Source organism: Streptomyces griseosporeus (genome assembly GCF_014656055.1).
Taxonomy (GTDB): domain Bacteria; phylum Actinomycetota; class Actinomycetes; order Streptomycetales; family Streptomycetaceae; genus Streptomyces; species Streptomyces griseosporeus.
Map to the genome: position 1 here is coordinate 880,637 of NZ_BNBR01000002.1, position 21,330 is coordinate 901,966.

The 21,330-nt window shown below is 74.4% G+C and carries 19 protein-coding genes; 12 read left to right on the forward strand and 7 right to left on the reverse strand.

From position 1 onward, the window contains the following. Window positions 1-19: 19 nt before the first annotated feature. Both paaB and paaA read right to left on the reverse strand, forming a co-directional pair. Complete coding sequence (gene paaB, locus IE308_RS12995) at window positions 20-313, reverse strand: 1,2-phenylacetyl-CoA epoxidase subunit PaaB (RefSeq protein WP_110626529.1); 294 nt, start codon at window positions 311-313, stop codon at window positions 20-22. Beyond that, window positions 310-1,284: a 1,2-phenylacetyl-CoA epoxidase subunit PaaA gene (gene paaA / locus IE308_RS13000; RefSeq protein ID WP_110626530.1), complete on the reverse strand. Its 975-nt coding sequence runs from the start codon at window positions 1,282-1,284 to the stop codon at window positions 310-312. The genes paaB and paaA overlap by 4 nt, the downstream gene beginning before the upstream one ends. 232 nt (window positions 1,285-1,516) lie before the next feature. Here paaA and IE308_RS13005 point away from each other — a divergent pair, with 232 nt between their 5' ends. From IE308_RS13005 to IE308_RS13030, 6 genes are read left to right on the forward strand one after another with little or no spacing between them, the layout of a single operon-like run. Continuing rightward, window positions 1,517-2,302, forward strand: a complete 786-nt coding sequence (locus IE308_RS13005) for a GntR family transcriptional regulator (RefSeq protein ID WP_190218009.1) — start codon at window positions 1,517-1,519, stop codon at window positions 2,300-2,302. A 38-nt stretch (window positions 2,303-2,340) separates the two neighbouring features. Then, window positions 2,341-2,568 carry a 4Fe-4S dicluster domain-containing protein gene (locus IE308_RS13010; protein ID WP_190218010.1) on the forward strand — a complete coding sequence of 76 codons (228 nt, stop codon included), beginning with the start codon at window positions 2,341-2,343 and terminating at the stop codon, window positions 2,566-2,568. 15 nt (window positions 2,569-2,583) lie between these two features. Continuing rightward, window positions 2,584-3,927: an ABC transporter substrate-binding protein gene (locus IE308_RS13015; RefSeq protein WP_190218011.1), complete on the forward strand. Its 1,344-nt coding sequence runs from the start codon at window positions 2,584-2,586 to the stop codon at window positions 3,925-3,927. Next, window positions 3,924-4,787, forward strand: a complete 864-nt coding sequence (locus tag IE308_RS13020) for an ABC transporter permease (RefSeq protein WP_190218012.1) — start codon at window positions 3,924-3,926, stop codon at window positions 4,785-4,787. The genes IE308_RS13015 and IE308_RS13020 overlap by 4 nt, the downstream gene beginning before the upstream one ends. Further along, window positions 4,771-5,538, forward strand: a complete 768-nt coding sequence (locus IE308_RS13025) for an ABC transporter ATP-binding protein (RefSeq protein ID WP_190218013.1) — start codon at window positions 4,771-4,773, stop codon at window positions 5,536-5,538. Before IE308_RS13020 ends, IE308_RS13025 begins: the two co-directional genes overlap by 17 nt. 11 nt (window positions 5,539-5,549) lie before the next feature. Next, the gene (locus IE308_RS13030; RefSeq protein WP_190218014.1) at window positions 5,550-8,261 is read left to right on the forward strand and encodes a fumarate reductase/succinate dehydrogenase flavoprotein subunit; all 2,712 of its coding nucleotides are present in this window, start codon (window positions 5,550-5,552) and stop codon (window positions 8,259-8,261) included. 37 nt (window positions 8,262-8,298) lie between these two features. On the opposite strand, the gene IE308_RS13035 is transcribed toward IE308_RS13030, so the two are convergent. Then, entirely contained in the window at window positions 8,299-9,558 is a 1,260-nt protein-coding gene (locus IE308_RS13035) for a vanadium-dependent haloperoxidase (RefSeq protein ID WP_229908852.1), read from the reverse strand. A gap of 175 nt (window positions 9,559-9,733) precedes the next feature. Between IE308_RS13035 and IE308_RS13040 the strand changes: the two genes are divergently transcribed. From IE308_RS13040 to helR, 4 genes are all read left to right on the forward strand, one after another. Beyond that, window positions 9,734-10,207: a MarR family winged helix-turn-helix transcriptional regulator gene (locus IE308_RS13040; protein ID WP_190218016.1), complete on the forward strand. Its 474-nt coding sequence runs from the start codon at window positions 9,734-9,736 to the stop codon at window positions 10,205-10,207. A gap of 193 nt (window positions 10,208-10,400) precedes the next feature. Next, a complete protein-coding gene (locus IE308_RS13045) occupies window positions 10,401-11,993 on the forward strand; it encodes an MFS transporter (protein WP_190218017.1) in 1,593 nt (530 codons plus the stop codon). Window positions 11,994-12,157: 164 nt separating this feature from the next. Next, entirely contained in the window at window positions 12,158-12,319 is a 162-nt protein-coding gene (locus IE308_RS13050) for a hypothetical protein (protein ID WP_190218018.1), read from the forward strand. Between the two features lie 38 nt (window positions 12,320-12,357). Further along, the gene (helR, locus tag IE308_RS13055; protein ID WP_190218019.1) at window positions 12,358-14,520 is read left to right on the forward strand and encodes an RNA polymerase recycling motor ATPase HelR; all 2,163 of its coding nucleotides are present in this window, start codon (window positions 12,358-12,360) and stop codon (window positions 14,518-14,520) included. Window positions 14,521-14,554: 34 nt separating this feature from the next. Here helR and IE308_RS13060 read toward each other — a convergent pair whose 3' ends face one another. The 3 genes from IE308_RS13060 to IE308_RS13070 all read right to left on the reverse strand — a co-directional run bounded on the left by IE308_RS13060 (window position 14,555) and on the right by IE308_RS13070 (window position 17,836). Beyond that, the gene (locus IE308_RS13060; protein WP_229908853.1) at window positions 14,555-15,511 is read right to left on the reverse strand and encodes an RNA polymerase sigma-70 factor; all 957 of its coding nucleotides are present in this window, start codon (window positions 15,509-15,511) and stop codon (window positions 14,555-14,557) included. Window positions 15,512-15,721: 210 nt separating this feature from the next. Further along, a complete protein-coding gene (locus IE308_RS13065; protein WP_110626539.1) occupies window positions 15,722-16,519 on the reverse strand; it encodes a VOC family protein in 798 nt (265 codons plus the stop codon). A 90-nt stretch (window positions 16,520-16,609) separates the two neighbouring features. Next, complete coding sequence (locus tag IE308_RS13070; protein WP_190218020.1) at window positions 16,610-17,836, reverse strand: CaiB/BaiF CoA transferase family protein; 1,227 nt, start codon at window positions 17,834-17,836, stop codon at window positions 16,610-16,612. Window positions 17,837-18,007: 171 nt separating this feature from the next. Here IE308_RS13070 and IE308_RS13075 point away from each other — a divergent pair, with 171 nt between their 5' ends. Continuing rightward, on the forward strand, window positions 18,008-18,580 hold the full coding sequence (locus IE308_RS13075; RefSeq protein WP_190218021.1) for a YrhB domain-containing protein: 573 nt from the start codon (window positions 18,008-18,010) through the stop codon (window positions 18,578-18,580). A gap of 23 nt (window positions 18,581-18,603) precedes the next feature. Here the strand turns inward: IE308_RS13075 and IE308_RS13080 are convergent, their stop codons facing one another. After that, window positions 18,604-19,878 carry an ArgE/DapE family deacylase gene (locus tag IE308_RS13080; RefSeq protein ID WP_190218022.1) on the reverse strand — a complete coding sequence of 425 codons (1,275 nt, stop codon included), beginning with the start codon at window positions 19,876-19,878 and terminating at the stop codon, window positions 18,604-18,606. Between the two features lie 230 nt (window positions 19,879-20,108). Between IE308_RS13080 and IE308_RS13085 the strand changes: the two genes are divergently transcribed. Continuing rightward, a complete protein-coding gene (locus IE308_RS13085) occupies window positions 20,109-21,329 on the forward strand; it encodes an MFS transporter (protein WP_229908854.1) in 1,221 nt (406 codons plus the stop codon). The last annotated feature ends 1 nt before the right edge of the window (window position 21,330 follow it).

A 21,330-nucleotide genomic window follows, 5' to 3' on the forward strand; every position in this document is an offset into this window, starting at 1 on the left:
CCTGTTCCTCGGTGCGGGACTAGATGTGCGGGACGTCGTCGGGGATGTCGTAGAAGGTCGGGTGGCGGTAGACCTTGTCGGCGCTCGGCGCGAAGAAGGGGTCCTTCTCGTCGCGGGTGGAGGCCGCGATGTGCTCGGAGCGCACCACCCAGATCGACACGCCCTCGTTGCGCCGGGTGTACAGGTCGCGTGCGTGGGTGAGGGCCATGCGGTCGTCGGCGGCGTGCAGCGAGCCGACGTGCACGTGGTTCAGTCCGCGCTTGCTGCGGACGAACACCTCGTACAGGGGCCAGCCCTGCTTCCCGTCGGTCATGCCACCGTTTCCTTCCGTGCGTGTGCCGCCTGCTCGGCGTGATCGGCTTTCGCGGCCCGCTTGGCCGCGTGGGCGAGGGCCGCCTCGCGCACCCAGGCGCCGTCCTCGTGGGCCTTCCTGCGGCGCTCGGTCCGCTGGGCGTTGCAAGGGCCGTCGCCGCTGATGACGCGCTTCAGCTCGGACCAGTCGGGGGTGCCGAAGTCGTGGTGCCCGCGCTCCTCGTTCCAGCGCAGCTCCGGGTCGGGGAGGGTGACGCCGAGCTTCTCGGCCTGCGGGACGGTCATGTCGACGAAGCGCTGGCGCAGCTCGTCGTTGCTGTGCCGCTTGATCTTCCAGGCCATGGACTGCGCGGAGTTGGGCGAGTCGTGGTCGGGCGGGCCGAACATCATCAGCGACGGCCACCACCAGCGGTTCACCGCGTCCTGGACCATCTCCCGCTGGGCGTCGGTGCCGCGCATCATGGTCATCAGCAGTTCGTAGCCCTGCCGCTGGTGGAAGGACTCCTCCTTGCAGATGCGGACCATGGCGCGGGCGTACGGCCCGTAGGAGGAGCGGCACAGCGGGACCTGGTTGCAGATGGCCGCGCCGTCCACGAACCAGCCGATCACCCCGACGTCGGCGAAGCTCAGCGTCGGGTAGTTGAAGATCGACGAGTACTTCTGGCGTCCCTCGATGAGCCGCTCGGTCAGGTCCGCCCGGTCGGCGCCGAGGGTCTCGGCGGCCGAGTACAGGTACAGGCCGTGCCCGGCCTCGTCCTGCACCTTGGCGAACAGGATCGCCTTGCGGCGCAGCGACGGCGCGCGGGTGATCCACTCGCCCTCGGGCTGCATGCCGATGATCTCGGAGTGCGCGTGCTGCGCGATCTGCCGGACCAGGGTCTTGCGGTAGCCCTCGGGCATCCAGTCGCGCGGCTCGATGCGCTGGTCGCGCGCGACGGTCGCCTCGAAGTGCGCCTGGAGCTCCGTGTCCATCCGTCTCCCTTGCCCGTCCCCTGCCGCGGTGGTGCCGCAGCATGCCTACCGACCATTCGTTCGGTCCATCTTAACGCCGTGTCCGGCGATCGGGTAGGCCCTCGTGCGGGTACTGGCAGATCTTCCTCACGGCAGGAAGAACGCGCAGGTCAGCGGGGTGTCCGGCGGGGCGTCAGGTGGCGCAACACTCCGGCAACACCATTGCGCGGGACGCGCCGCTAGGGTCCCGGACATGTCCACCGACCGCATCCGCGACCACGCCGGCCAGGGGGCGCCCACCGTGGCCGCCCACCGGGCGCGGCGGCGGCTGCGCGCGGACCGGGCCCGCCAGCTCGCCGACCTCCTCCGCCGCCAGCTCCTGACCGGGGCGTTCGCCGCGGGCACCCTGCCCCACGAGTCGACGCTCGCCGCCGACTACCGCGCCTCCCGCAACACGGTCCGCCTGGCCCTGGACCTGCTGCGGGCCGAGGGTCTGGTGGAGCGGCTGCCCGGGGTCGGCACGGTGGTCGTCGCGCGGAAGTACCCGCACGGGCTGGACCGGCTGATGGGACTCGCGGAGACCCTGCGGGAACACGGCCGCATCAGCAACGAGGTCCGCACCATGGGCCCCGTCCCGGCGCCCGCCCCGGTCGCCGAGCGGCTGCGCGTCGCGCCCGGCGCGGACGTGCTGTACATCGAGCGGCTGCGGCGCCTGAACGGACTGCCGCTCTCCCTGGACCTCACCTACCTGCCCTGGGACATCGGCGGCGCGCTGATCGGCGAGGACCTGGAGAACACCGACATCTTCCGGCTGCTCGAAGGCCTCACCGGCCAGTCGCTCGGCCATGCCGAGATCAGCCTGGAGGCGGTGAACGCCGACACCCACTCGGCGGCCGTGCTGCAGGCCCCGCAGGGCGCCGCCGTACTGATGCTGGAGCGGCTGACCCATCTCGCCGACGGGCGGCCGGTGGACCTGGAGTTCATCCGCTTCCGCGGCGACCGCATCAAGATGAGCGGCCTGCTGCACCGGTCGCTGTAGAGACCCCCGACCCGCACCACCCCTTCCTGGAGACAGCCATGCCCTTGGTGCCCCAGCGGGCCGACGTGCCCGTGACCATCGACGAGTCGACTTGCATCGACGGCTGCACGCTCTGCGTGGACATGTGCCCGCTGGACTCCCTCGCCATCGACGAGAGCAGCGGCGCGGCGTACATGCACGTGGACGAGTGCTGGTACTGCGGCCCGTGCGCGGCCCGCTGTCCCACCGGAGCCGTCACGGTCAACATGCCCTACCTGCTCCGGTGAAAGGCCCGAACTCCCATGAAACACAAGGTCATTGCCGCCTCCGTCGTACTCCTCGCGCCGCTCACCGCCTGCGGCGGCACCGCGGCGGCCGGCGGTGACGGGTCCACCGTCACGGTCACCGTCGGCTACCAGTCCCGGACGATCAACACCGTCACCGCGGGCACCTTGCTGCGCTCCCTCGGCGCTTTCGAGCGGCAGCTGAACGCCCTGCACGACGGGCACACCTACAAGGTCGACTGGCAGGACTACGCCACCGGCGCCCCGATCACCGCCCAGATGACCGCCGGGAAGATCGACATCGGCTCGATGGGCGACTTCCCGCTGCTCATCAACGCGGCCCGCGGCCGCCAGCTGGGGCGACCGACGCACCTGGTCTCCGTCACCGGCTACAACCTGCGCGGAGGCCTCAACACCGTGGTCGTGCCGCCCGGTTCGGACCTGCGCACCCTGCGCGACCTGAAGGGCAAGAAGGTGTCCACCAGCGTCGGCTCGGCCGCCGACGGCACGCTCGTACGGGCCCTGCAACGGGCAGGCCTTGACCCGCAGGAGGACATCGAGAAGCTCAACCAGCAGCCCGCGGTGGGGGCTTCGGCCCTGACCGCGGGCAGCGCGGACGCACTGTCGCAGTTCGTCGCCTGGCCCGGCCTGCTCGCCTTCCAGGGCAAGGCGAAGGCGCTGTACGACGGGGCGCGGCTGAACCTGCCGACGTTCCACGGCGTCACCGCCCGCGAGGACTTCGCCGAGAAGCGCCCCGCCGTGCTGGAGGCGTTCCTCAAGGCGCAGGCGCAGGCCACCGACTACCTGAACGAGCATCCGGTGGCCGCCGCCGAGAAGGTCGCCGCGGCCACCGGCCTGCCCGCCGAGGTCGTCTACCTGTACAACGGCGCCCACGGCATCGCCACCTTCGACCCGGCCGTCAAGCCGGGGCTCGTCGCCGCGCTGAAGCAGGACGTGGCGGTCCTGAAGACCGCGAAGCTCACCGGGGACATCGACGTGGACGCCTTCGTCGACGACCGGTACGTCCGCAAGGCCCTCGGCGCGGAGTACGACCGCCGGATCGCCGCCGGACCGCCCGCTCCCGCGAGCGAGGCCTGGCCGAAGGGCGCCGACCGGACGGTGGCCTTCAAGACGCCGGCCGAGCTGCTGACGTACGTGGCCGCGCACCGCGGCGCCCTGCGCGCCGCCTACGTCCCCGACACCACCACCGGCACCCTGTGGTTCGCCGACAAGGCAGTGTGGGTCGCGGACGGCACGCGGCTGCTGCCGTTCGTCGCACCGGCCACCGCGCAGGACTACGCCACCGCCCACCCGGGCGCCCGGGTCGTCTCCTACGCCGAGGCCCTGGAGCGCGCCGCATGACCCGGTACGCGCTGCGCCTGGCCTCCCTGGCGGCCGCGCTCGGCCTGTGGCAGGTGCTCACCGCCGCGGACGTGGACCTGTGGCTGCGCTTCTCCCAGTTCCCCACCGTCACCGACGTGGCGCACGCCTTCGCCGGGCGGGTCGCCGGGCCCGACTACTGGACGGACCTCACCGACAGCCTGACCCGCATCCTCACCGGCTTCCTGCTCGCCGCCGTCCTCGGCGTGGCCGCCGGCGTGCTCGTGGCGCGCTCACGGCTCGCCGAGGACCTGCTGGGACCGGTGCTGGAGGTGGTCCGGCCGGTGCCGGCGATCGCCCTCGTCCCGGTCGCGATCCTGCTGTTCCCCTCCAACGAGCAGGGCATCGTCTTCATCACCTGCACCGCCGCGTTCTTCCCGGTGCTCGTGTCCACCCGGCACGCGGTGCGCGCCCTGTCCCCGGTGTGGGAGGAGGCGGTGCGCACCATGGGCGGCGGGCGGGGGCGGATCCTGGCGTCCGTGGTGCTGCCGGGCGCGCTGCCGGGCATCTTCGGCGGTCTGTCGGTCGGCATCGGCGTGTCGTGGATCTGCGTGATCTCCGCCGAGATGATCTCGGGCCAGTACGGGGTGGGCTACCGCACCTGGCAGGACTACACGGTCGTCGACTACCCGGGTGTCTTCGTCGGCATGGTCACCATCGGGGTGCTCGGCTGGCTCACCTCCACGGCCGTGGAGCTGCTGGGCCGCCGGCTCACCCGCTGGCTGCCGCGCACCTCGTACGTCCCGGCGCCCCGGTCCGCGCGCCGGGCGCGCGGCACCGCCGCTCCGGCGCCCGCCCTGCACGCGACCGGGCCGGAGGTGACCCATGACCAGCTCGTCTGACGTGCGGGCGCCCGCCCGCCGGGGCGCCGCCCTCGCGCTGCGCGGCACCGTCGTCGGCCGCCCGGGCGCACCCGTGCTCCACGGGGTGGACCTGGAGGTCGCGCCGGGCGAGATCCTCGCCGTGGTCGGCAGGTCCGGGTGCGGGAAGTCCACGCTGCTGCGCACCCTGGCCGGGCTGCTGCCGCCGCTGGCCGGGCAGGTCGCCCAGGACGGCCGGGGGCTGACCGGCCCCTCGGCCGACCGCGCCCTCGTCTTCCAGGAGGACGCCCTGCTGCCCTGGCGCACGCTGCGCGCCAACGTCGAACTCCCGCTGGCCATCGGCGGGGTGCCGCGCGCCGACCGCAGGGCGCAGGCCGAGGCGTGGCTGGCCCGCGTCGGACTCTCCGACCACGCCCGGCAGGTGCCGCACCGCGTCTCGGGCGGGCAGCGGCAGCGCGCCCAGCTGGCCCGGGCGCTGGCGCCGGGGCCGCGCGCGGTGCTCATGGACGAGCCGTTCGGCGCCCTCGACGCGCAGACCCGCGCGGGCATGCAGGACCTGCTGGTGGAGGTGCTGCACGGCACGGGGGCGACGGTCGTCTTCGTCACCCACGACGTGGACGAGGCCCTCTTCCTCGGCGACCGCGTGGCCCTGCTCGGCGCGGGCCGCGTCAGCGCCGTACGCGAGGTGCCGCGGCCGCGCGACCGTACGGCGCACGACGACCCGGCCCGCACCGCGCTGCGGCGCGACATCCTCACGTCCCTCGGTACCTGAAAGGCCCTCTGGTGGAGATCCCCGCCCTCACCGACGCCGAAGAACTCTCCTGCGACGTGCTCGTCATCGGCGGCGGCACCGCCGGCACCATGGCGGCCCTGACCGCCGCCGAGCGCGGCGCGGACGTCCTGCTGCTGGAGAAGGCGCACGTCCGGCACTCCGGCGCGCTCGCCATGGGCATGGACGGTGTGAACAACGCGGTCGTGCCGGGCCGCGCCGAACCGGACGACTACGTCGCCGAGATCACCCGCGCCAACGACGGCATCGTCGACCAGTCCACCGTCCGGCAGACCGCCACGCGCGGCTTCGCGATGGTGCGGCGGCTGGAGTCGTACGGCGTGAAGTTCGAGAAGGACGAGTACGGCGAGTACGCGGTCCGGCAGGTGCACCGCTCCGGCAAGTACGTGCTGCCGATGCCGGAGGGCAAGGACGTCAAGAAGGTCCTGTACCGGCAGCTGCGGCGGCGGGAGATGCGCGAGCGGATCCGGATCGAGAACCGGGTGATGCCGGTGCGGGTGCTGACCGCCGGGGGCCGCGCCGTGGGGGCGGCCGGCTTCCACACCCGCACCGGCCGGTTCGTGACGGTCCGCGCGGGCGCGGTGATCCTCGCGACCGGCCCCTGCGGCCGCCTCGGCCTGCCGGCCTCCGGCTACCTGTACGGCACGTACGAGAACCCGACAAACGCCGGTGACGGCTACGCGATGGCGTACCACGCGGGCGCGGAGCTGACCGGCATCGAGTGCTTCCAGATCAACCCGCTGATCAAGGACTACAACGGGCCGGCCTGCGCCTATGTCGCCAACCCGTTCGGCGGCTACCAGGTCAACCGGCACGGCGAGCGGTTCGTCGACTCCGACTACTGGTCGGGGCAGATGATGGCGGAGTTCGCGGCGGAGGTGGCGAGCGACCGGGGGCCGGTGTACCTGAAGCTGAGCCATCTGCCGGAGGAGTCGGTCTCCGCCCTGGAGTCGATCCTGCACTCCACGGAGCGGCCCACCCGCGGCACCTTCCACGCGGGCCGCGGGCACGACTACCGCACGCACGACGTGGAGATGCACATCTCCGAGATCGGCCTGTGCGGCGGCCACTCGGCCTCGGGCGTACGGGTCGACGACCACGCCCGCACGACCGTGCCCCGGCTGTACGCGGCCGGCGACCTGGCCTGCGTGCCGCACAACTACATGATCGGCGCGTTCGTCTTCGGCGACCTGGCGGGCGCGGACGCGGCACAGTACCGGTCCTATGAGGGCGAGTTGCCGGCCGACCAGCTGCGGGAGGCGCACGAGCTGGTCTACCGTCCGCTGCGCCACCCGGACGGCCCGCCGCAGCCGCAGGTCGAGTACAAGCTGCGCCGGTTCGTCAACGACTACGTGGCCCCGCCGAAGACCGGCGCCCGGCTGTCGCTGGCCCTGGAGGCCTTCGAGCGGATGCGCGAGGACATCGCGGCGATGGGCGCGCGGACCCCGCACGAGCTGATGCGGTGCGCGGAGGTGACGTTCATCCGGGACTGCGCGGAGATGGCCGCGCGGGCCTCCCTCGCCCGCACCGAGTCCCGCTGGGGCCTCTACCACGAGCGCGTCGACCATCCGCGGCGCGACGACGCGGCCTGGTTCCACCACCTGGACCTGCGCAAGTCCCCCGCGGGGACCATGGAGTTCACGGCACGCCCGGTGGCTCCGTACCTGGTGCCGGTGGACGGGTTCGAGCCGGTCGGCGGCGCCTCCCGGCCGCTCGGGGAGATCCGGCCGGAGCAGGTGGCGACGGCGGGACCGCGGGAGGCCGCGCCGGTCGCACGGGACGCCCGCCCGTCCGCCCCGGCGGGCGACACGCACCCCGGCGACGCCGCCGACACGCCCACCGCCCCGCGCCTGCTCGCCCTGCTGTCACTGGCCGAGGAGACCCCCGAACTCCCGGCGCTGCGACCCTACTTGGCCGATCCCGAGCCCGCGGTGCGGCGTACGGCCGTCACCGTGCTGACGGAGAGCGCGCCGCCGGGCACCGGTCCCGCCCTGGCCGGGGCGCTCGGCGACGCCGACGCCGGCGTGCGGGCCGCCGCCGCCGCGTCGCTGCGCGAGCTGGTGGAGACACTCCCGCCGGAACCGGCGCTGCGCGACGGCCTGCGCGCCGCGCTGGGCGGGGCCGACCCGGTCGTGCGGGCCGCCGCCCTGGACGCGCTGCGGGCGCTGCGCCTCGGCAGCGCCGAGGTGTTCGCGGGCCCGCTGACGGACTCCGACAGCGCGGTGCGGATCGCGGCCGTGCGGGCGCTGGCGTCGGTCGGCGCGCTCGCCGACGTGGCCGCGGCGGCGCCCGCCGAGCCGTCCCGCGAGGTCCGCGTCGCGATGGCCAGGGCCCTGTCCGCCGGGGAGCCGTGGCCGCTCGCCGGGCTCCTCGACGACGCCGACGCGCTGGTACGGGCCGCCGCCCACGAGTCCCTCGGCACCGCCGGCTGCCCGCCTCCGCTGGCCGCACGCGCCGAGGAGGCGCTGACCGACCCGGCGTGGCAGGTACGGGCCGGCGCCGCGACCGCCCTGTCCGCGGCGGACCCCGCCCTCGCCGTCCCGGCCCTCGCCAAGGCACTGGCCGACCCGAACGCGGACGTCCGCAAGGCCGCGGTCCTGTCCCTCACCCGGCACAGCGGCACCGCCGAGGCCCGGGCGGCCCTGGCCACGGCGACGGCGGACACGGACGCGGACGTACGGGCGTACGCCGCCCGCGCGCTGTGACGGCGCCCGGGGCCCCTGGCGGGGTGCCCCGGGCGTCCTACCGCGCCGCCAGCAGCGGACCCGCGTTCCGCAGGGTGTGGCGGGCCACCCGCGTGCCGAGGACGAGGCCCGCCTCGTCGGCGCTGCGGGTGTGGATGCCGGAGAAGACGCGTGCGTCGGTGTTGTCCGCCGACAGTTGCCGCCAGGCGGTGTAGGTGCGCGTCACCCCGGGCGCGGTCGGGCTGGTCAGCTCGAACGGGCCGGTACGGGGTCCGGTGAGCGCCGTCAGCACGGTCTCGGCGGCGCCCGCGTACGTGTTGTGACCGCTCGGGTAGTCGGGGTGGGCGGGGGTGGTGTGCAGGGGCGTCCAGGCCGGGTCGGGGTCGAGGGCGCCGGTGCGCAGGGCGGTGACCGGACGCCACCGCTCGTAGGCGTACTTGGTGTCGGAGGTGGCGATCTGCGTGTCCACCAAGGCCGTGTGGAAGAGGGCGACGAGCCGCGCCTGGCCGGCGACGTCCTCGCCGCTGCGGGCGAGCGCCACGCGCAGCGGCCGCGTGTAGAGGGTGAGGGAGGAGCCGAGCCAGAAGGTGGCGGTCTCGGTCTGCCGGGCGGTGCGCACGGTGCTGCCGACGGCGCCGTACGCCCGCACCTCGGCCAGGTCCTCGGCGTAGCGCCGGGAGTCCAGCGCCGGCGGCGGCCCCAGCCGGAACCGGCTCTGCGTCGGCAGCAGGAAGGGCGTGGCGAGGCGGTTGCCGTACTGGGCCGCCGGGGCGTACGCGGGCGGGGTCGGCTGCCAGACGCCGGGAGCGGCGGGCTTCACCCGGTAGGGCGCGTCGACCGAGGCGGGGTCGAGGCCGTCGCCCTGCCGCTCCGCCAGGAGGAGATCCGCCTGGCGTCGCCCCTCGCTCAGTCCGCGCTCCCGGGCGGGGCCGCCGGGAAGCGCGGCGAGGGTCTGCCGCAGCGTCGCGTCCAGCTGCTCCGCCCGGCCGGGCAGCAGGGTCACCAGCGCGCGGTGCACGGCGCCGGACAGGGCCGCCCGCCGGAAGGTGCCGTGTCCGGCGCCGGCGGGGACGGCCCGGGTGGCGCGGGCGGCGGCGAGCCAGGCGACGGCCCAGGTGCGGCTGTTGGTGATCTGGGTGGCGGCACCCGCCGCTGCGATCGCCTCGGCGGTCGCGTCGTACCAGGTGAGCGCGGTGGCCGCGGACGGCGCGGCGACGGCCGGGCGCACCGCGACGGCCGTGGTCAGCAGGGTCGCCGCACCGGCCGCGAGGAGGGTGCGGCGGGGCAGGGCGGCGGGTCGGGGTCTGGGCGAACTCACGCGTCCTCCTTGGGCGTTGGTGTTCCCGTCCATCGGAGCAGGTGTGCGTGGATCCGGCCGCCGCTGCAACAACGCGTTCGCGGAGCTGCCATCGGCCTGTCACGGAGGGCGGTGAGGCGGGGCCGCAAGGTAGGTATGTTGACATAGGTATCCAGCCATACCTATGCTGGCGGGCATGCCCCAGCACAGCGCGTCCGAGCAGGACCTCGACCACCTGGCCGCCGGCCTCGTGGCGTGCCTGCCCGCGCTGTCCCGGGCCCTGGAGCGACAGGTCGACCTGACCTACCCGCACGCCAAGCCCTCCGAGGCCCAGCTCGCCCTGTTGCGGTACGTCGAGACGCACGACGGCGTCACCGTCCGCGCGGCGGCCGAGGCCCTGCTGATGAAGCCGAACAACGTCAGCGCCCTGGTGACCCAGCTGACCGAGCAGGGCCTGCTGGAGCGGCGGCCCGACGCGTCCGACAAGAGGGTCGCGCACCTGCACCTCACCGCCACCGCACGGCAGCGGATCGGCGAGGTCCAGCAGTTGATGCGCGCGCACGTCGTGCAAGCGCTGGGCGCACTGACCGACGGCGAGATGGACGCCCTCGGCTCCGCCCTGGGCGCGCTGACGTCCCTGGAGCGGCGGCTCCGCCGCTCCGCCCGCTGAGCACGCGGCCCCTTTCCCGCACTTCCCCGGCTCCAGCCCTGCCCAGCAGTGGCTTGGCCCTGCCGTACGCCCTGACCCTGGCCGTAGGCCCTGACCCCGGCCGTAGGCCCTGACCTACGCCTTACGCCGCATCGGCGCCAAGGCCCGCCTGACCTACGCCGTACGCCCTGACCGACGAAGGACGCCCACCGTCATGCCCTCCGTGGCCACCCCCTCCCCCGCTCCCCCGACCCACGCCGGGACCGGCGCGCAGCCGCGCGGCCGGCGCGGCAACCCGTGGCTGACCCTGATCGCCGTCGCCTTCGGCCTGTTCATGGTCGGCCTGGACGGTTCGGTCGTGTCGATCGCCAACCCCGAGATCGGCCGCGACCTGGACGCCTCCACCGCCGACCTGCAATGGGTCACCAACGCCTACCTGCTGGCCCTCGCCGCCGCGCTGATCCTCGGCGGCAAGCTCGGCGACCGGTTCGGCCGCCGCACCTTCTACCTGGTCGGCGTCGCCGGGTTCACCGCCGCGTCCGTCGCCATCGGGCTGTCCGGCTCCATCCAGGGCGTCGTCGTCTTCCGCGCCTGCCAGGGCTTCTTCGGCGCGCTGCTGATGCCGAACACCCTCGGGATGCTGCGGGCCGTCTTCCCGCCCCGCAAGTTCGGCATGGCGGTGGGCATCTGGGCGATGGTCTCCTCGGTCTCCACCGCTCTCGGACCGATCGTCGGCGGACTGCTCGTCGAGCACGTCACCTGGGAGTCCGTCTTCTACATCAACGCGCCCATCGGTGTCCTCGCGCTCGTCTTCAGCGCGCTGGTCCTGCCGCAGAGCCGCAACACCGCCGCCGCGGACGAGAAGTTCGACATCGGCGGCGTCGCCCTGCTGGCGCTCGGTCTGCTCGCCGTCGTCTTCGGTGTCGTCAAGGGCGAGACCTGGGGCTGGACTTCGGCGAGCACCCTCGGTTCCATCGCGGCGGGTGTCGTGCTCCTGCTGGTCTTCGGCCGGTACGAGACCCGGGTCGCCTCCCCGCTGCTGCCGATGCGCCTGTTCCGCAGCCCCGCGCTGACCATCGGCACGGTCATCACCGCGCTGAACTTCTTCGTGCTGCTCGGCGTGATCTTCTTCGTCATGCTCTACCTGCAGAACGTCCGCGGCTTCACCCCTGTGCAGGCCGGCGTGCGCACCCTGCCGCTCAGCCTCGCCTCGGTCGTGGCCTCGCCCCTGGGCGCCGCGCTGACCGACCGGTTCGGGCCGCGGCTGACGATGCCACTGGGCATGGCGCTGCAGGGCGCCGCCTGCTTCGTGATGCTCGGCTGGAGCGCGGAGTCGTCGTACGCCCTGATGTGGCCGCCGTTCATCGCCCTCGGCCTGGGCGTCGGCATGGTGATGGCGTCCTCCTCCGAGGCCGTCGTCGGCAACGCGCCGGTGCGGGACGGCGGTGTCGCGGGCGGGCTCCAGGCGACCGCGCTGCAGATCGGCGGCGCCCTCGGCACCTCCGTGCTGGTGTCGATCATCAGCGGCCGGGTCGGCTCCACCCTCACCGGCGAGCTGACCTCGGCGGGCGTGCCGGCGGAGGCGGCGGCCGGGCTCGCGCGGGCGAAGGACGCGGTGGCCATGGGTGTCGCCCCGGTCTCCGGCGAGATGCCCGCCCCGCTGCGGTCCGCCGTCCTGGACGGCAGCCATGAGGCGTTCATGAACGGTGTGCACCTGTCGGTGCTGGTCGCCGGGGCGCTGTGTGTGATCGGCGCCCTGCTGGCGGTGGTGGGGGTGCGCCGGGGAGCCGGGGCGAGCGGCCACTGAGGGCACGGGCGCCGAAAACAGCGAAGGCAAGGAGTCACGTACTCCTTGCCACTCTCAAGGTATAGCGCACCGGGGGGCTTGCGGCAAGGCCCCCTCCGTCCCGCAGAATGACGGGCTCCAGGCCGCTTCTCGGCCAGAATCTGCGGAAATGAGGGATACGCGACGTGCGTGTGCTGTTGCCGACCGACGGGTCGCGCCCGGACGCCGGACCGACGAGGGCGCCCGCGGCGCGGCTGCCGGCGCCCGGCGTCGACTCGCGGGGGTGCGCCCCGCCGGACGACGGGTCTCCGGCCACCGCGCTGCTGCCGCCGGACGCGCTCCGCTGACCACGCCCGCCCCTTCCTCCCCCCATCGGAGCCCGCCCATGCCCAAGTCCCTGACCACCAGCGCCTTCGACCTCCCCGAGCGCCTCGCCGCCAAGGCCGACCCGGCCCTGATCGCCGCCGACGAACGGCACCTCGCGGCCGTCGCCCGCTGCCTGGAGGAGTCCATCGCCGAGCTGACCGCGCGTCTCGACGCCGAACGCCGCGCCCCCGGCGGCAAGGGCCGGCAGGCCATGGACCGGGACGCCGAGATCCACCGGCTGACCGCCCGGCTGCGCACGCTGCGCCGCTTCGGCCTGGACCTGTGCCTCGGCCGTATGGTCGGCGCCGGCACCCCGGACGAGCCGGTGTACGTCGGACGGCTCGGCCTGACCGACAGCGAGGGACGCCGGCTGCTCGTCGACTGGCGCTCGCCCGCGGCCGAGCCGTTCTTCGGCGCGACCCACGCCGACCCGATGGGCCTGGTCAGCCGCCGCCGCTACCGCTGGACCGACGGCCGGATCAGCGACTACTGGGACGAGGTGTTCACCCCCGACGGACTGGACGGGCATGCCGCCCTCGACGACCAGTCCGCCTTCATCGCCAGCCTCGGCGGCGACCGCTCACCGCGGATGCGGGACGTGCTCGGCACCATCCAGGCCGACCAGGACGCGATCATCCGCGCCGGGTCCCGCGGTGCCCTCGTCGTCGACGGCGGTCCCGGCACCGGCAAGACCGTCGTCGCGCTGCACCGCGCCGCCTACCTGCTGCACTCCGACCCCCGGCTCGGCCATCGCCGCGGCGGCGTGCTCTTCGTCGGCCCGCACCGGCCGTACCTGTCCTACGTCTCCGACGTGCTGCCCAGCCTCGGCGAGGAGGGCGTGCAGACCTGCATCCTGCGCGACCTGGTCGCCGAGGGGGCCGCGGCCGCGCCCGAGAGCGATCCGGAGGTGGCCCGGCTGAAGGCGTCCGCCGACATGGTGCGGGCGATCGAGCCGGCCGTCCGCTTCTACGAGGAGCCGCCCGCCGAGGGGATGACCGTCACCACGCCCTGGTCGGAGATCCGGCTCGGCGCCGAGGACTGGGCGGTGGCGTTCGAGGCCGCGGAGCCCGGCACGCCCCACAACGACGCACGCGACCAGGTCTGGGAGGAACTGCTGACGATCCTCCTGGACAAGCACGACGGCGACGACGTGTCCCCGCAGTTGTTGCGTAAGGCGCTGCTGCGCAACCGGGAGCTGGTCACGGCCTTCGACCGGGCGTGGCCGCTGCTGGAGGCGGCCGACCTGGTCGGCGACCTCTGGTCGGTCCCGGCGTATCTGCGGCTGTGCGCGCCCTGGTTGAGCCGCGAGGAGGTGCGCAGGCTCCAGCGCGCCGACCCGCAGGCCTGGACGGTGTCGGACCTGCCGCTGCTGGACGCGGCGCGGCAGCGGCTCGGCGATCCGCAGGCGTCCCGGCGCAGGCGCCGGCAGGAGGCGGCGGTCGCCGCGGAACGGGAGCGGATGGGCCGCGTCATCGACGACCTGCTGCATGCCCACACCTACGACGACGGGGAGGGCGTCCTGGTCATGCTGCACGGGCAGGACATGCAGAACTCCCTGGTCGACGAGTCCGTCGTGGCCGCGGCCGACCCCGATCTGCTGGCGGGTCCGTTCGCGCACGTCGTGGTGGACGAGGCACAGGAACTGACCGACGCGGAGTGGCAGATGCTGCTGCTGCGCTGCCCGTCGCGGAGCTTCACCATCGTCGGGGACCGCGCGCAGGCCCGGCACGGGTTCACCGAGTCGTGGCGGGAGCGGCTGGCGCGGGTCGGCCTGGACCGGATCGGGATGGCGTCGCTGAGCATCAACTACCGCACGCCGGAGGAGATCATGACGGAGGCCGAGCCGGTGATCAGGGCGGCGCTGCCGGACGCCAACGTGCCCGTCTCCATCCGCAGCAACGGGCTGCCGGTCGTGCACGGGCCGCTCGCCGACCTGCGGCCGGTCCTGGAGGAGTGGCTGGCCGGGCACGCCGAGGGCACCGCCTGTGTCATCGGCGCCCCGGCGCCCTTCGACAGCCCGCGCGTCCGCTCGCTGACGCCGGAGCTGTCGAAGGGCCTGGAGTTCGACCTGGTGGTCCTGGTCGACCCGGAGCGCTTCGGTGAGGGCGTCACGGGAGCCGTCGACCGCTACGTCGCCATGACGCGGGCGACGCGGCAGCTCGTCGTCCTGACCAGCGGCTGACGGGTGCGCAGGCCGTCAGGGCCGGTCTTTCGGATCATCCCGGGTCTGCGGCCGGGGCCTGGTGTCCGAGGGCGCGGGCCGCCTCGCGGGCCAGGGCCCAGGCGTCGGCGACCGGGCCGACGTGGCCCAGCTTGTCGGGGTTGGTCACCGTTCGGATGCTCTGGACACGGCCGTCGAGGATGTCGACGGTCAGGGTGCTGACCACCCGGCCGTCGCGGTCCTTGAACACCGCGCCCGGCTGGCCGTTGACGTCGTGCCGTTCGAACGTGACCTCCACCAGCGGGAGTCTGGGGAAGAAGGCGACGAGCAGCGACGCCACCGTCTCCAGGCCGACCAGGGGCTCCATGGACGCCTGCGGGGCCTTGCCGCCGCCGTCCCCGACCATCTGCACGTCCGCGGCGAGGAGTTCGCGCAGGGCGTCCACGTCGCCCTCGCGCAGGGCGTCGAAGAAGCGGGCCGCCAGTTCCTCCCGTTCCCGGCGGTCCGCCTCGAAGCGCGGCCGGCCCTCCGCCATGTGGCGCCGCGCGCGCACCGCGAGCTGGCGGCACGCCGCCTCCGAGCGGCCGACCGCGGAGGCCACCTCCGGGAAGCCGAAGCCGAACACCTCGCGCAGCACGAACACCGCCCGCTCCAGCGGGCTGAGCCTCTCCAGCAGGAGCAGGGCCGCCATCGACAGCGAGTCGGCGAGCTCCGCCGAGCGCTCCGGGTCCTCGTAGGGGTCGGTGAGGAGCGGTTCGGGCAGCCACGGGCCGACGTACTGCTCCCGGCGGACCCGGGCCGAGCGCAGGACGTCGATGGCGATGCGGGTGACGACGGCCGACAGGTAGGCGCGGGGCGACGCGGGCCGCGTGCCGGCTCCGGCGTAGCGCAGCCAGGCCTCCTGGACGGCGTCCTCCGCCTCGCTGACGCTGCCGAGGACGCGGTAGGCGATCGAGAACAGCAGCGGCCGCAGCTCCTCGAACTCCTCGGCGCGCGTGCTCATCGCGGTCATGCGGCCTCCGCCCACAGGCCTTGGCGCCGCGAGACGTCTCTCCGGGCCCCGGCCCACGGCACCGGCCGCCGGCCCAGGACCCCGGTCCCTCCCGACATGAACACCCGCATGACCACCCTCACCTTCCCGTTCCCGGCAACGTCCTTCCCTCTCAGGGACGAGAGGGCCTGCCCGGGTGTGACATCGCCGGGCGGGAGGGGGTGGCCGGGGTCAGCTCTCGGCCGGCTTGAGCACCACGAAGTCCGCGTCGAAGGGGTCGAGGCAGACGGCGAGCCGGCCGACGCCCTCGGCGTCGTCCGGTCCCATCTGCACCCTGCCGCCGTTGCCGGTCACCTCGGCGACCGCCGCGTCGCAGTCGGTGACGGCGAAGACGGGGTGCCAGTACGGCCGGCCGCCGGTCAGGGCGAGGTCCTCGGTGCGGAGCTGCATGAGGCCGCCGTGCATGCGCTCCTCGGGGAGGTCGGCGGGGGTGATGAGGGTGTACGTGCCTCCGCCGCCCGGCATCTCCATGTCGCTGAACCGCCAGCCGAACACGCCGCCGTAGAACTCCTTCGCGGCGGCCGCGTCGCTCGTGTACAGCTCCGTCCAGGACAGGGAGCCCGGCTCGTCGGCCAGCTCGAAACCGGCCTGCTTGCCCGGCTGCCACACGGCGAACTGGCCGCCCAGCGGATCGCTGTACTGCGCCATGCGGCCCCATTCGCCGAGGTCCCGGGGCGCCACGCGCACGGTGCCGCCGCCGGCCTCCACGGCCCGGGTCGTGGCGTCGGCGTCCGTGACCGTGTAGTAGATCATCCAGGCCGGGCGGGCCCCCTCCTCGGTCAGCTTGCCGAGGCCGGCCACGGTCTTGCCGTCCTTGCGGAACATCCCGCCCTCGACGTCGCCCCCTTCCTCCATCGGCTGGTACTCCCAGCCGAGGACCGCGCCGTAGAAGGCCGCGGCCGCGGGGACGTCGGGGGCGCCGAGGTCGAGCCAGCAGGGGGAGCCGGGCGCGAGGTCAGTGGTGATCATGGTGATTCCCTTTCGCGGGTCTGCCTCACCTCAGCCTCGCACCCGGCACTGACAACCGCGCGCCGACCGGCCCGCCACGGTGACGGAGAGTCACGTGTCCAGCCAGGCCCCGAGGTCGTCGGTGTGCTCGCCGAGGCGGGGCGGGCGGCGGGTGTAGCGGGGCGGGGTGCGCGAGAGGCCGATCGGGTTGGCGACCAGGTCCATGGCGGTGCCGTCCGGGCCGCCGAGGCGGGCCCGGGGGCGCAGGCCGAGGGTGTCGGCCAGGTCGAAGGCCTGGGCGAGGTCGTTCACCGGTCCGCAGGGCACGCCCAGCGGGGTGAGCCGGTCGAACCACTCCGCCGCGTTCCGTGCCGACAGCGACTCCCCCAGGAGGGCGGCGAGTTCGTCGACGTGGGCGACCCGGTCGGCGTTGGTCGCGAACCGCGGGTCGGTGGCCAGCCCGGGCGTCCCCAGCCCTTCGCACAGGGCGCGGAACTGCCGGTCGTTGCCGACCGCGACGACCAGCGGCCGGTCCTTGGCGGGGAACACCTCGTACGGCGCGATGGAGGGGTGCCGGTTGCCGAGGATCCCCGGCACGCTGCCCGCGAGGGTGTAGCCGCCGGCCTGGTTGACCAGGCTGGACAGCAGACAGGACAGCAGGTTCACCTCCACGTGCTGTCCCTCGCCGGTGGCCTCACGGTGGCGCAGCGCGGCCAGCACACCGACCGCCGCGTGCAGCCCGGTCAGGACGTCCACCAGCGCCACGCCGGTCTTCACGGGCTGCCCCGGGGCCGGCCCGGTCACGCTCATCAGGCCGCCGACGGCCTGGATCAGCAGGTCGTACCCGGGCAGGCCGGCTCCCGCCCCGGCGCCGAAGCCGGTGACCGAGCAGTAGACGAGACCGGGGTTCAGTTCGCGCGCCCGCGCGTGGTCGAGGCCGTACCGGGCCATGGTGCCGGGCCGGAAGTTCTCGAACAGCACATCGGCCCGGCGGACCAGCTCGGTGGCCCGGCGCAGGTCCCGCTCCTTACGCAGGTCGAGCGCGAGGGAGCGCTTGTTGCGGTTGACCGACAGGTAGTAGGTCGCCTCGCCGTGCGCGTACGGCGGTCCCCACGCGCGCGTGTCGTCGCCCGTGTCCGGATGCTCGACCTTGACCACGTCGGCGCCGAGGTCGGCGAGGAGCATCGTGGCGTAGGGGGCGGCGAGGACCCGCCCGAAGTCGGCGACGAGCAGCCCGGCGAGGGGACCGCCCACCCCGCCGCCCGTATGCACCCCGTCGCCCGTGTCCGCCGCACCGGTGGTGTCCGTCGTTCCGTTGCCGCCTGCGCTCTCGGGCATAGGCCTTCCTTCCCACGTCGGTCCGCCTGCCGTGCGGCCGCCATTGTGCGGACGATCTTCCCGGCGACGCACTGGACGAGATGTCCCGCGCGCGGGGGTGGGGACACGCCATTCCGTCCAAGAGCGCAAAACGGGTGGCTGCCGCCCGGAACGGTGGGGGATGCTGCCGACGTGATCGAGCGGGATGAGGCGGTGCGGATCGTCGAGGATCAGCTGGAACGCGACTTCAGGCTCGCCGAGCCGTTCGGGCGGTGGACACCGGTCCGCATGGCGGTGGCAGGGGTGGAACGGCACGAGCTGGTCTGGATCGTCTACTGGACGTCCGAGGAGTACCTGCGCACCCGAAATCCGGACCTCATGCTGGGGGGCAACGGCCCGTACCTCGTCGACCGCGTCGACGGGAGCCTGCATCAGATCGGCGTGGTCTCCGCGGTCTGCGGGGACTGGGAGACCGAGTACCGCGTGCGGGTGCGCGGTGAGGCCGTGCGGACCGCCGTCGACGATCTGCACGACGAGATCAGTGCCCTCGCCGGTGCCGAGGGCAAGCTCTCCGCGCTGCGCGTTCTGCGCCGGAAGGTCCCCGCCCTCTCCCCCGCCCAGGCCTCCGCGTACGTGACCGCCCTGCGGGACGGCGACGTCCCGGCGCCGCTGGTGGCGGTCGCCGCGGCCGAGCTGACGCCGGTCGTCGACCCATTCTCGAAGGTGGACACCCTCCGGGGAGCCGGGCACCGTCCGCCGTCCTGAGGTTGGACGGGCGGCGCGCGGCGTTACTTGGTGCCGACCGTGCGGAGTACCGCGAGGACCAGGGTGCGGGCCACGGCGACGACCTCGCGGACGGAGACCTGTTCCCGGGGGCTGTGGGCGAGCCGGACGTCACCGGGTCCGAACTGCAGCGTGGGGACGCCCTCGGCGGCGTACAGCCGCAGGTCGCTGCCGTACGGCGCCCCGCGCTGCCGCAGCCGCGGCCCGCCCACCGCGTCGGCGTGGGCGGCGCGGACGGTGTCCGCGAGCGGGTGCCCCGCGGGCAGCCGGCCGCTCGCGAACCGGCCGCCGGGCCACGACACCCGGGCGGGGTGCGCGCGCAGCCAGGGATCCTCGGCGCACGCCTCGGCGACACAGCCCTCCAGCGCCGCCTTCGCCTCGGCCGGGTCCTCCCCGAGCCGCACGCCGAGCCGGCCCTCGGCGACCAGCCGGTCCGGCACGCTGCTGGCCCAGTCGCCGGCGTGCAGGGTGCCGACCGACAGCGCGTAGGGAAGGGCGTACTCCGCCATCAGCGCGTCGGCGCCGGCGTTGCGCCGCGCCTCCAGCCGGGCCAGCGCCCGGTGCAGGGGCAGGTAGGCGTCGATGGCGCTTACCCCCGCGTCCCGCGTGCTGCCGTGGGTGGCCCGCCCCGGCACCTCGATACGGAAGGTCAGCGCGCCGGCGTTGGCGGTCACGAGGGTGCCGCCGGTCGGCTCGGTGATGACGCAGGCGTCGCCGGTGTGGCCGCGCCGCAGCGTGGCGAAGGCGCCGAGCCCGCCGTCCTCCTCCCCCACCACGCAGTGCGCGGCCACCCGGCCGCGCAGCCTCGCCCCGCTGTCCCGGATCGCCGCCAGCGCCGCGAGGTTGGCGGCCAGCCCGGCCTTCATGTCGCAGGCGCCGCGGCCGTGCACGACGTCGCCCTCCACGCGCGGGGTGAAGGGATCGCCGGCCCACTGCCGCGGATCACCGGGCGGTACGACGTCCACGTGCCCCTGGAGGATCATCGTGGGCCCGTCGCCCCCGCCGGGCGTGGTGGCCACCAGGCCCCAGGCCTCGTCCCGGGGCGCCTCGGTGCCCGGGAAGTCCGGGTCGGCGCGGAGCGCGGCCAGGTCCACCGGCCACAGGTCGACGTCGAGGCCGAGCCGGTCGAGTCGCCGCGCGAGATGGTGCTGCGCCTCGGACTCGGCGCTGCTCCCGGTGACACTCGGTATCGCGATCAGCTCCCGCAGCGTCCGGGCGACGTCCGCCTCGTCGATCGCCGCCAGCGCGGCGGACTCCTGAGGGCTGAGCGCTGCCGGCATACGGGCACCCCTGTCGTGTCGCGGTACGGCGGATCGGACGGAGCCCGGATGGTACGACCGCCCCAGCCGGCCGGGCAATCACCGGTACGGGCCATCCGACCGACCACCGGCCCCGGCCGGCCCCGGCCCCGCCCCGCGACGCCGGCGCGCGCGAAGGCCGGCGACGCCCCGGACGCGCGTGCCGGGCGTCACCTCTTGCCCACCGCCCCCGCCCGCCCTAGCCTGACTTTGTGCCGCAAATAAACAAAACCCGACTGCACAGCGTCGTGCCGGGCCACGGTCACGAGCTCACCCGACTCCGTATCGCTCTCACCGCCTTCTTCGCCCTCGACGGCTTCGTCTTCTCTGGCTGGGTCGTCCGCATCCCCGCCATCAAGGAGCAGACCGGCGCCTCCGCCAGCGCCCTCGGTCTCGCGCTGCTCGGCGTCTCGGCCGGCGCGGTCGTCACCATGACCCTGACCGGACGCCTGTGCCGCCGCTACGGCAGCCACCAGGTCACCGTCGTCTGCGCCGTCCTGCTCTCCCTCAGCGTCGCGCTGCCCCCGCTGACCCACTCGGCCGCCGCGCTCGGCGCGGTCCTGCTGCTGTTCGGCGCGGCCTACGGCAGCATCAACGTGGCCTTCAACAGCGCCGCCGTCGCCCTCGTCGCCGCCCTGCGCCGCCCCGTCATGCCCAGCTTCCACGCCGCCTTCAGCCTCGGCGGCATGGCCGGTGCCGGGCTCGGCGGACTGGTGGCGGGATCGCTCACCCCCACAGCCCATCTCCTCATCCTCACAGTGCTCGGCCTGCTCGTGACCCTCGCAGCCGGCCCGGTCCTGCTGCGTCACCGCCCTCCGGCGGCACCGGCCGACGACCCCGCGCCCGACGCACCGGACACGGCACCGGGCACGCGCCGCGTCGACAGCCGCACCCGCGGCCTCGTCGTCACCTTCGGCCTGATCGCCCTCGGCACCGCCTACGGCGAGGGAGCACTCGCCGACTGGAGCGCCCTGCACCTGGAGCAGGACCTCGGCGCGGCACCGGGCGTCGCGGCGGCCGGATACACCTGCTTCGCGCTCGCGATGGCCGTCGGCAGGCTGTCCGGCACGCGCCTGCTGGAGCGGCTGGGACGCACCCGCACGCTGGTGTGGGGCGGCACGATCGCCGCCGCCGGGATGCTCGTCGCGAGCCTCGTGCCGTCGGTGTGGGCGGCGCTGCTCGGCTTCGTGATCACCGGCCTGGGACTGGCCAACCTGTTCCCCGTCGCAGTCGAACGCGCCGGCAGCCTGGCGGGTCCGGGCGGTGTCGCGCTCGCCTCCACCCTCGGCTACGGCGGCATGCTCCTCGGCCCGCCCGCCATCGGGTTCATGGCCGACTGGTTCTCCCTGCCGGTCGCCCTCACCAGCGTGGCGGTCCTGGCCGCGACGGCCGCCGCCATCGCCCTCACCACCCGCCGCGCGGCCGGAGGCTGAG